This is a genomic window from Acinetobacter sp. YH12023, from assembly GCF_013420135.1.
GTDB classification, from domain to species: Bacteria; Pseudomonadota; Gammaproteobacteria; order Pseudomonadales; family Moraxellaceae; genus Acinetobacter; species Acinetobacter amyesii.
In genome coordinates, this window is sequence record NZ_VOYU01000022.1 from 22914 (window position 1) to 33057 (window position 10144).

Genomic DNA, 10144 nt, shown 5'->3' on the forward strand with positions numbered 1-10144 from the left:
TTCGTGTCGCACCTCGACCCAATTATTGCAAATCGGTAGATTGCCATCATCCAGATAGCGGCTTAAAGCTGGCCAACGCTTCAGAGTGTAATTGATGGCCTTGGCGGTGGGAGAACTCGATGGCACTGTCAGATGATGTTGGTTGAGCCATTCATATAGTTGTTGCATCACTGGTTGACTATGCTGTTGTCGGTATTCGCGGCGGTCTTCCGCTGTACCATCGGTCTTTTTCCTGAGCTCTGCTTCTATCGCATACAGTTTCTGAATCAGCACTAATGCCTGTTCAGCGACCTGACTTTTCCCAGTTACATGCAGTTCATGGAATTTACGACGTGCATGCGCCATGCAGCCCACCTCAATGACATCGCCTGATTTAAAGCGTGCTTTATAACCACTGTAATCATCACAGACTAGATAGCCCTGCCAGCCTTTCAAGAACTCTTCAGCATGCTGGCCTGAACGACTATCCTGAAAGTCATAGATCACCGCCTGAACTGGATTGTACTGTGTAGTGGCATAGGCCCAGACATAACCTTTCTTCGGTTTTTTATTATTCTCACCCATCCGCATGATGGTGACCGGTGTTTCATCTGCATGCAGCACCTGCTGTTGTAGTACCACCTCTTTTAAGGCATTGGCCAGAGGTTCCAGTTCTACACCGCAGCGACCTATCCAGTCAGATAAAGTTGATCTAGAAAGTTCGATTCCCGCCCGCTGATAGATCAGACATTGACGGTACAGCGGCAAATGATCGGCATACTTCGATACCAGCACATGGCTGAGCAATTCAGGTGAAGCAATGCCTTTATCAATCACATAGGCGGGCATCGCTTGCTGAGTCAGAGTGTCACACTGATCACAGACCCATTTACCACGCACATGCTGTTCCTTATAGAACTGTGCCGGTCTGAAATGCAGTTTTTCACTGACATCTTCGCCGATACGACGGAGTTGGCAGCCACAAGCACATTGGGTTGATGCAGGTTCATGCTCAATACGGATGGTGTGTAGATGATCTGGCAGTGGTCGACGTTTAGGTTTATTGGTTTTGGCTTTCTGTGTCGCTGCATTAGTTTTATCTGCATTTAGCCGTTCCAGTTCTAGATCAACCGCGGCAATATCTTCTTCAACCGCTTCATCCCACAGATGGATTTGTTTTGCCGTTAAGTGTTCATTCTTTTGGGCGAATTTGTGCTTTTTAAACAGCGCCAGTTCATGCTCGTATTTTTGATTGAGAATAGAAAGATGTTGAACTTTAGAATCTAATTGCTGGTTTGATTGTGCTAGAGACTGATGCTGCATCGCCAACTGCCGGGTAAATTCCAGCAGTTGTTCATGGGTCAGTTGGCTTAAGTCAGGCAGCGTATTCATGACCGCAGTATGCCTGAGGTCATGAAGAGAATGAAATAGAACGTTTGGAGAATAGCAGAATAGCCGAGCTTGGTTTAGAGCATTGTTACCACTTGCTGTCGTCCAATGCGCTGCCAGGGCAAACCCTGGATTAATGCCTGTAACTGTTCCGGGTTGAGGACCACGGTTTCACCTTGGTGAACTTGAGCCCAGTGGAATTTTCCCTGTTCCAGCCGCCTGGCACACAGCCAGATGCCCAGTCCATCATGTACCAGCACTTTCATACGATGACCACGTTTATTACAGAACAGGTAGGCGCAATGCGGTTTGATGTAGCCAAAGGCTCTCACCACCTGAGCCATGGTCGTATCCATACCTGCACGCATGTCCATGGGCTGGGTAGAGAGCCAAATTTCATTGATACGGATCATGTTGCCAGTGCCTTGAGTAATTCTGCCAAGGCAGGTATTTCTGATGTCTGCCATTTTAGCTGAATATCATTATTCGTATGAGGCACGGTGATACACAACGTGATCCTCTCATCAATAGGTTGGCTGATTGCAGCAGTGTAAGGCAAAGCAATAAATGCTGGATTCACATGAGTAGGATCCTGCACGGCACCATCATGATGGCTGAAGATCCTGATCCAACGACTGACAAGGTTGGCATTAATACTATGTTGCAGTGCGACCGAAGCGATCGAGGTATTAGGATTTTTGCAGGCATTGACAATACTGAATTTGAATTCTTTGCTGTATGTTCTGCGTTTTTTAGCAACAGGAGGTGTTGCTGAATATATATCCATGTTCATAGATTAAGTCCCCACTTGTTTTTAGGTGGGAACTAAATTAAGGCTTATAGGATCGCTTGGTAAGGCTGTGTTAGCTGGATGCTTACTTTCTTTTACCTTAATAACGTATTTTTTTAACGGCAGCATACCTTTTGAAACACCACCAAATTATTTATGTTCCACCAGCACATATACTTCCCTATCGAAAAATCTGATAAGAATTGATTATTTTGATACAAAACCTGAAAACTGGGAGTGCTTATATGGACATATATAATATTTCCGGATAAATATAAAACTACTCCACAAGAAGAAAGGCAGAATTTAATCTCAGTCCGAAGTAACAGTACTCTCAAAGACCAAATGTAAAGAAGCATACTTAAGAAAATAAATTTCAATAATGCATGAGGATGTAATTAGTTTCAGGGTGCTAAGAAAGTGTAGCAACTTGCTACACTTTTTCGCTTTTTTGAATCAGCTGTTTTAAGAAATCTTCTAATTGTAAGAGACTGGCTTCGTCAATTTCCGAGATATTCAGAGAAACCTTAAGCTGTTTTTGATTCAGTTTGATATTCCCCGCAATCTTACCGGCATATTCAATTTTTCTGACCACGGATGTTGTGGTCAGTTTTTCTGGATTCTGACTCAATAGTTTTTCAGCATAAGTAGTAACTTTGCTTTGCTCGAGTTTTTTGTCTTTTAATTTTTCCCAAGCTCCGAGTAAGGCCACTTCGGCTTCAGAGAGTTGTTCAAGATGATCCGATAGAAATTTTTTGAATGCAGTTGCAGCAGTACGGCCTAGCAAGCCTGGTTCCACATCAAGGTCATTTAAAATTGCTTGCGGCAGTTTTTCGTATGCTAAATACTTGTACATATCTTCGCGATTTAAACCCAGTGAATTGGCTAAACGTTGCTTGTTTTTCTTTAATTTCTCATCAAGTGAGTTCAGGCCAATAAAAATCTCATAATCTGTCAGATCCTGACGCTTTAAATTCTCTGCCAGGGTTAACAAAGATGCTTCTACATTATTTGCATCAATTATAATGGCTTCAATCACAGACTTTCCGAGTAATTGATGTGCCCGTAAGCGTCGCTCGCCTGCAATCAGTTCATATTTCAGATTATCCAGTTTACGCACTGTAATGGGCTGCAAAAGGCCGATTTCATTAATAGAATCCGCCAGTTCTTTTAACTGTGACTCTTCAAATATTTTACGCGGCTGGTTTGGACTTCGGCTGATATCCTCAATAGGGACATTACGTCTAAACTCTTTCGGCTCTTTAATATTGTCTTTCTGTGCTTGCTGATGTTTTTCTGTATTCTGTTTCAGTTTCTGAGCTAAAAGCTCTTTGGTGCTTGCCATAATGCTCTCAGGTTTTAATTTTCACTACAATTTCATTGGCAAGGCTTTCAAAAGCCTTACGTACTTTTGAATTTTTTTCTACTTTCAAAAGTGGTTGTTGCAGAATCGCTGCTTGATTGACTTTAGTACTTTGAGGAATTGTGGTTTCTAAAATTTTACCTACCTGTTTCAAGGCTTCATCCCGAATCAGCTTACAGACATTCTGACGTTCATCATGCTTAATTAGTAAAGCGCCTAAAAGCTCTAAATCTGGATTAATACGTTTGATTTTTTCAAGATGATTTAAAAGATCTGTTACCCCATACAATCCATATTGTGATCCTGATTCGATAGGGATAATGACATGTGTTGAAGATGCCAAGGCATTGCTTGTTAATAATTTAAGGCTAGGTGGACAGTCGATCAATATAAAATCATAAAGATCTTTTAATAGTTTTAACTTGATATTTAACTCTTCAGAAGGACGGGGAGCTTCTTCTTTTAGTTGATCTTCAGTTTTTCCTAAATTTAAGGAACCATAAATTAATGATACTTTTTCAAAGTTCGTTTCTTCTTGTAATGCATCTGCCAACAACGAAATATCGCCCACTAGTAATTCTGCTGTAGTGACAGCAATTTCGCTTGGATGTTGGATCCCAATGTGTAAACTTGCGTTTGCTTGAGGATCTAAATCAATGACTAAAACTTTGTAGCCAAGATTGGCAAGTTCTGAGGCTAGGTGTACAACAGTCGTTGTTTTGCCACATCCGCCTTTATGGTTAGCAACAGTAATAATTTTTGCAGACATGCGTGTCAGATGCTTCCTTATTTCAATGTTTAGTAATATAAATAACTTTCATTCATCTTACTATAGTTTTTAAATTTATAAATCCTATTTATTCAGCTGTAAAACAACTTAAAAAATAAATTTTTAACTAAGCTAGCTTAATTAAAAATTAGAATAATTAGTTATTTAGCTAATTAATAATTAGGATCATATTTTTATTATATAAAACAAGTGCTTGTAACTTTAAAAGTGGAAGGTTTGTCACTATAAAGTGGAAGGTTTGTCACTATAAAGTGGAAGGTCTGTCACCGTAAAGTGGAAGGTCTGTCACTATAAAGTGGAAGGTTTGTCACTATAAAGTGGAAGGTCTGTCACTAGGGTGGAAGGTTTGTCACTACTATTTTTATAACTGCTATTTTTATTTAAAAATAATTTAAAAAACAAATATTTAAGCTGTTAATAAAGTCTCATAACTAAGCTTTAAAGGTGGAAAGATTGTCACTGTATCTTCTTAACCTGTGGATAATCTGTTTTTATTGGATATTTCCTGATGATTATATGTGCAGTTATACCTTTTAAATCTAACAAAAAGGTGGAAGCCTTGTCACATCAGGGTTTTTATCTGACTTAACCTAACTAGACCTGAATGAAAAAAGTAAAAATAGACCTTCTGAACTGTAATTTCGAGACTAAAGGTGGAAGGTCTGTCATCATGGGGTGGAAAGATTATAATTAATTCCACTTTAAGTGCAGGAAATCGGCTAAAATGCTTCTTTTTGATGACAAACTTTCCACTTTTAGAATATTGTGGTGAAAGTCTTGAAAGTTTTTCCACTTTTGTATATAAAAACTAAGTTAAATTATAAATATCACGGTTATGACAGAATCTGAACCATTGCAAGAAGAATCGAATTATATTCCTTACTGTATAGGCAACATTCGCCATAATGGCGTTGTCAGTACCAGTAACCGTTTAATTCGCCCAATCGAATTATCAGCCAATGAATATAAGGCACTTTTATATGCAATGGCGGTTGCGAATTATAGTGAGAAAAATAGGGTAGATGGTGAAATTACCGAACAAACTTATATTTATTTGTATAAGGATGATTTGGCAGATTTACTAGGATTAAATAAACGTAATTCAATTAATGTTGCAATAGATCGGATTTATAAAGAGCTTTCATCCCGGGTAGCTCATTTTATTATTGAGGAGCCAGCTGATAATGGTAAGAGAAAGACTAAAAAAGTACATTCTGTCGTTCCCATTATCCGTGAGTTAAGATGGGAAGATGATTCTAAAAATGCGATTCAGATTCGTTTTACCAGTGAGGTGTTGCCGTATTTCACTCAACTGGCTGGGGGTAATTTTACTACCTATCAGCTAAAACATCTTTTTGCCCTAGATTCTGTTGCCAGTATGAGTCTTTATACTTATTTCATTAAAAACGAATTTAAGTACGCCAATCAAAAGAGTTATGAAGTGCCATTACTTTTAGAAAACTTGAAAGCACTGATTGATATTAATGAAACCAAATATGATCGCTGGGTAGATTTTAGACGCTATGTATTAGACAAAATAGTGGCAGAAATTAACGAAAATACAGATCTACAGTTAGAGTATGAAACCGTTAAGAAAGGCCGTCCAATTGTAGGTGTGAATTTTAAACTGCATCATCGGATTGCTGATAAGGCACTGGATGAATTTGCAGTGATTGAAAAAATCTATCTTGATGTTCCATTTGAAGACAATGCATCCGTAAAAGAATTAGGGGCTAAATTCGATATGAATGTACGTTCTTGGTATATTTTTAATAATGATGAAAATTATCAGCAGTTCAAGAAGTGGTTTAAAAAAGTAGGATGCCTCACTGACTCTCAAGCAAATATTGTCATTAATGACACTTTATTCCAAATGGATTTTGCTGAAATTGGTATGGGGTTGAATGACTTTAAACGAAATATGAAGCATAAACTTAAAAGTAATCCGGAATTCGTCCATAGTATTCGTGAAAGACTGAATGATATTTTTGGTAAAGAGTTGATCTAGCGAAAAGTGTAGCAACTTGCTACACTTTTTAGATATATGTTCGTAAAGAATACAAGTGGTAAGGACCTTAGGATAAAAACGACTCTGTTGCATAAAGTGTGAAAATTGAGACTGAACCGTACCGGGTTTGTCGGAGACCAACTTTCTTGAGAGAATGTTCCAATGACAAAACCAAAATATACCCCTGAAATCAGAGAAAGAGCGGTTCAATTATTGATTGAATCTGAAAAAGATTATCCTTCTACTTGGGCTGCAATCACAGCTATTGCACCTAAGATTGGTTGTACTCCTGAAACATTGCGTGTTTGGTATTTAAAGCATATGGATCAACTAAATCCTGCCAAAGTACAACAGATATCTGACCAAGAAAAAATGAAGCAAATGGAACGTGAAATTAAAGAATTAAAACGTGCCAATGAAATTCTACGTAAAGCAGCCGCTTTTTTCGCCCAGGCGGAGCTCGACCGCCCACACAAATAATGGTGGATTTTATCCAGAACAATAAAGATCGATATGGTGTTGAAGCGATTTGTAGAATTTTACCGATTGCAGCTTCGACCTATTATCGGGCTTTAGATCTCGTTGATAACCCAGAACATCGAGCGAAACGTGCTCTGCATGATTTATATCATGCAGAGCAAATCAAACGTATTTGGAAAGAAAGTTTAGGTCGATATGGTGTGCGTAAGGTCTGGCAACAATTGAAACGTGAAGGTTATGTTATCGCACGTTGTACAGTTGCTCGATTGATGCAGAAGCTAGGTATACAAGGTGTTTGGCGTGGTAAGAATAAACAAACCACCCGTAGCCGAGATGATCAAAAACGAGCAGATGACTTAGTAAAACGCAATTTTAATGCAGATCATCCTGACCCTTGCGAAGCAATGCTTCTCAGGTCGCTGACTTCACGTATATTCAAACTCATTCAGGCTGGGTCTATACCGCCTTTATTATTGATGTGTTCTCGCGAGCAATTGTTGGATGGAAAGTATCAACACGTATGAATACAGATATGGTGCTCGATGCACTGGAGCAAGCATTGCATGATCGAGGCATGCCAAAGAACGTGATTCATCATAGTGACAGAGGCGTGCAATATCTTTCCATTCGTTATACCAATCGTTTAGAAGCAGCAAATTTACGAGCATCAGTCGGTACGACCGGTGATTCATACGATAATGCTTTGGCTGAAACGGTGAATGGCTTATACAAAACAGAGGTGATTGAATATTTAAAAGCGGATTGGCAAGGTTTAGCAGATGTACAACTTGCGACACTAAACTGGGTAGATTGGTTCAATAAAGAGCGTGTACACAGTGCACTGGGTTATGTATCACCTTTTGAGTTTGAAGCAATGTACTATGATAAGATTAACCCGTTAGGTCAGGTGGCCTAACTTAAATAAAAAAGTCTCCGACAAACCCGGTACGGTTCAGTTCACAAACTACATTACAGGTCAGTCTATTTTGACAGATGGTGGAATGGTTTACCGTTAACATCAATATAAGGAATACAAAATGAAAGCAGCTCGTTTTTATGACCGAGGGGATATTCGAATTGAAGATATCCCTGAACCGAAAGTACTTCCAGGCACAGTTGGAATTTAAGTTGCGTGGTGTGGTATTTGCGGTACGGATTTACATGAATTCATGGAAGGTCCTATTTTTATTCCACCTTGTGGTCACCCACACCCAATTTCGGGAGAATCTGCACCTGTAACAATGGGACATGAATTTTCAGGCGTGGTTTATGCAGTTGGAGAGGGTGTAGATGATATCCAAATTGGGCAACATGTCGTAGTTGAACCCTACATTATTGCTGACGATGTGCCGACTGGCCCCAATGATAAGTATCATTTATCAAAAAATATGAACTTTATTGGTTTAGGCGGACGCGGTGGTGGTCTTTCTGAAAAAATTGCAGTTCAGCGGCGTTGGGTACATCCTATTTCAAATGATATTCCTTTAGACCAAGCAGCATTGATAGAACCTTTATCTGTCGGTCATCATGCCTATGTCAGAAGTGGCGCAAAAGCTGGCGATATCGCACTGGTTGGTGGAGCAGGCCCAATAGGCTTACTTTTATCTGCTATTTTAAAGGCTAAAGGTCTCACGGTTATCATTACTGAACTGAGTGCAAAACGTAAAGAAAAAGCGATAGAAGCGGGTGTTGCCGATTATGTACTAGACCCATCTAAGGTTGATGTAGTTGCTGAGGTAATGAAAATTACAGAAGACCGCGGTGTAGATGTCGCTTTTGAATGTAGTAGTGTCAATAAAGTCATGGATACACTCGTTGCAGCAATGAAACCAACTGGTGTAGTCGTTATCGTTTCTATTTGGAGCCATCCTGCCACAATTAATGTGCATAGTGTGGTCATGAAAGAGCTCGATATTCGTGGAACGATTGCTTATGTCAATGACCATCAGGAAACCATCCGTTTAGTCGAGCAAGGTAAGATTAATCTAGAACCTTTTATTACCCAACGTATTGCATTAGATGATCTTGTTTCTAAAGGCTTTGAAACGCTGATTCATAATAATGAGTCTGCTGTAAAAATTATTGTTCATCCATAGTAAAGCCTAATTTGAATAAGCTAGAAATAAACTCTATGTAGCTATTTCTAATATCTTTATCGATAGAGAATGAGTCTGTACGTACAGATTCATTCTCAAATTTACAGTGTTGAGTGCCAGTATGATTTTGATCATAGAGCCTAGTAAAGATATAAGGCTTTGTTGCATAAATATGTAAGCATCTGATTTAAATAGATTTAATTTTAGATCAAAAAATAATCAAAACTTTTAAAATCATATAGTTATGAAATCTTTGTGCAACAAAGCCGTTGCAGGTGGAAAACAACACAGCGCTGGTGAGTTATTTTACGAACCGACCATTATTGCCGATGTAACTGCAGAGATGGATGTTGCAACTCAAGAAACTTTTGGACCATTAGCTGCAATTTTTAAGTTCGAAACTGAGCAACAAGCAATTGAGATGGCCAATGCCACAGAATTTGGTTTAGCTGCTTACTGCTACACACAAGATTTAGGTCGTGCGTGGCGCATGAGTGAACAACTCGAGTACGGTATGGTTGGAATTAATAAAGGCTTGATTTCAAATGAGGTTGCACCGTTTGGTGGAATTAAACAGTCAGGTTTAGGGCGCGAAGGCTCAAAATATGGCATTGAAGATTATCTCGAAATCAAATACACCTTATTTGGAGGATTAGGCTAATGAGTAATGAAAAATTTGAAAAAGGTTTAGCGATTCGTAAACAGGTGCTTGGCGAAGCTTATGTCAATAATTCGATCAACAATGCTGATGATTTTAACTGGCACTGTTGCAAAGTTAGCGATGAGGCAGCCTTTTGTCTTATTCAAAGGCCTTACATTTCAAAAACTCTGCTTACCAGGCGCATTTCGCCCAGGGGATCACCATAATAAAATGCTGAGGCCTGGCCTTTGCGTAGTGCACGCATCACCTCAATACCTTTGATGGTGGCGTAAGCCGTCTTCATGGATTTAAATCCCAGCGTGGCGTTGATTATCCGTTTCAGTTTGCCATGATCGCATTCAATCACGTTGTTCCGGTACTTAATCTGTCGGTGTTCAACGTCAGACGGGCACCGGCCTTCGCGTTTGAGCAGAGCAAGCGCGCGACCATAGGCGGGCGCTTTATCCGTGTTGATGAATCGTGGGATCTGCCACTTCTTCACGTTGTTGAGGATTTTACCCAGAAACCGGTATGCAGCTTTGCTGTTACGACGGGAGGAGAGATAAAAATCGACAGTGCGGCCCCGGCTGTCGACGGCCCGGTACAGAT

The 10144-nt window shown here is 39.6% G+C and carries 5 protein-coding genes, 6 pseudogenes and 1 other annotated feature; of the genes and pseudogenes, 5 read left to right on the plus strand and 6 right to left on the minus strand.

What is annotated here, in order from left to right; all coding sequences use genetic code 11:
* Window positions 1-12: 12 nt before the first annotated feature.
* The 5 genes and pseudogenes from FTT92_RS16170 to FTT92_RS16190 all read right to left on the minus strand — a co-directional run.
* Window positions 13-1371: pseudogene (locus FTT92_RS16170) on the minus strand (IS66-like element ISAba25 family transposase); the annotation flags it as partial.
* A 74-nt stretch (window positions 1372-1445) separates the two neighbouring features.
* The gene (gene tnpB, locus FTT92_RS16175; protein WP_179990954.1) at window positions 1446-1781 is read right to left on the minus strand and encodes an IS66 family insertion sequence element accessory protein TnpB; all 336 of its coding nucleotides are present in this window, start codon (window positions 1779-1781) and stop codon (window positions 1446-1448) included.
* A complete protein-coding gene (locus FTT92_RS16180) occupies window positions 1778-2161 on the minus strand; it encodes a transposase (RefSeq protein ID WP_179990955.1) in 384 nt (127 codons plus the stop codon). Before FTT92_RS16180 ends, tnpB begins: the two co-directional genes overlap by 4 nt.
* 430 nt (window positions 2162-2591) lie before the next feature.
* Window positions 2592-3503 carry a ParB/RepB/Spo0J family partition protein gene (locus FTT92_RS16185; protein WP_119879449.1) on the minus strand — a complete coding sequence of 304 codons (912 nt, stop codon included), beginning with the start codon at window positions 3501-3503 and terminating at the stop codon, window positions 2592-2594.
* 7 nt (window positions 3504-3510) lie between these two features.
* Window positions 3511-4290, minus strand: coding sequence for a ParA family protein (locus tag FTT92_RS16190; RefSeq protein WP_179990956.1), 780 nt, complete (start codon window positions 4288-4290; stop codon window positions 3511-3513).
* A gap of 856 nt (window positions 4291-5146) precedes the next feature.
* On the opposite strand from FTT92_RS16190, the gene FTT92_RS16195 reads away from it, so the two are divergent.
* From FTT92_RS16195 to FTT92_RS16215, 5 genes and pseudogenes are all read left to right on the plus strand, one after another.
* Complete coding sequence (locus FTT92_RS16195) at window positions 5147-6319, plus strand: replication initiation protein (RefSeq protein WP_127800989.1); 1173 nt, start codon at window positions 5147-5149, stop codon at window positions 6317-6319.
* 162 nt (window positions 6320-6481) lie between these two features.
* Window positions 6482-7715: pseudogene (locus FTT92_RS16200) on the plus strand (IS3 family transposase).
* Window positions 6757-6873 (plus strand) — a sequence feature (AL1L pseudoknot). It overlaps the preceding pseudogene by 117 nt.
* 121 nt (window positions 7716-7836) lie before the next feature.
* Window positions 7837-8895, plus strand: a pseudogene (locus tag FTT92_RS16205) (2,3-butanediol dehydrogenase).
* A gap of 262 nt (window positions 8896-9157) precedes the next feature.
* Window positions 9158-9556 (plus strand): annotated as a pseudogene (locus FTT92_RS16210) (aldehyde dehydrogenase family protein); the annotation flags it as partial.
* A pseudogene (locus tag FTT92_RS16215) lies at window positions 9556-9654 on the plus strand (4-carboxymuconolactone decarboxylase); the annotation flags it as partial. The pseudogenes FTT92_RS16210 and FTT92_RS16215, both read left to right, overlap by 1 nt.
* Window positions 9655-9707: 53 nt before the next feature.
* Here FTT92_RS16215 and FTT92_RS16220 read toward each other — a convergent pair.
* Window positions 9708-10144: pseudogene (locus FTT92_RS16220) on the minus strand (IS6-like element IS26 family transposase); the annotation flags it as partial.

Bases quoted from the DNA above. Each gene is read 5' to 3' on its own strand.
- tnpB (WP_179990954.1), bottom strand. From the start codon at position 1,781: ATGATCCGTATCAATGAAATTTGGCTCTCTACCCAGCCCATGGACATG.
- FTT92_RS16180 (WP_179990955.1), bottom strand. From the start codon at position 2,161: ATGAACATGGATATATATTCAGCAACACCTCCTGTTGCTAAAAAACGC.
- FTT92_RS16185 (WP_119879449.1), bottom strand. From the start codon at position 3,503: ATGGCAAGCACCAAAGAGCTTTTAGCTCAGAAACTGAAACAGAATACA.
- FTT92_RS16190 (WP_179990956.1), bottom strand. From the start codon at position 4,290: ATGTCTGCAAAAATTATTACTGTTGCTAACCATAAAGGCGGATGTGGC.
- FTT92_RS16195 (WP_127800989.1), top strand. From the start codon at position 5,147: ATGACAGAATCTGAACCATTGCAAGAAGAATCGAATTATATTCCTTAC.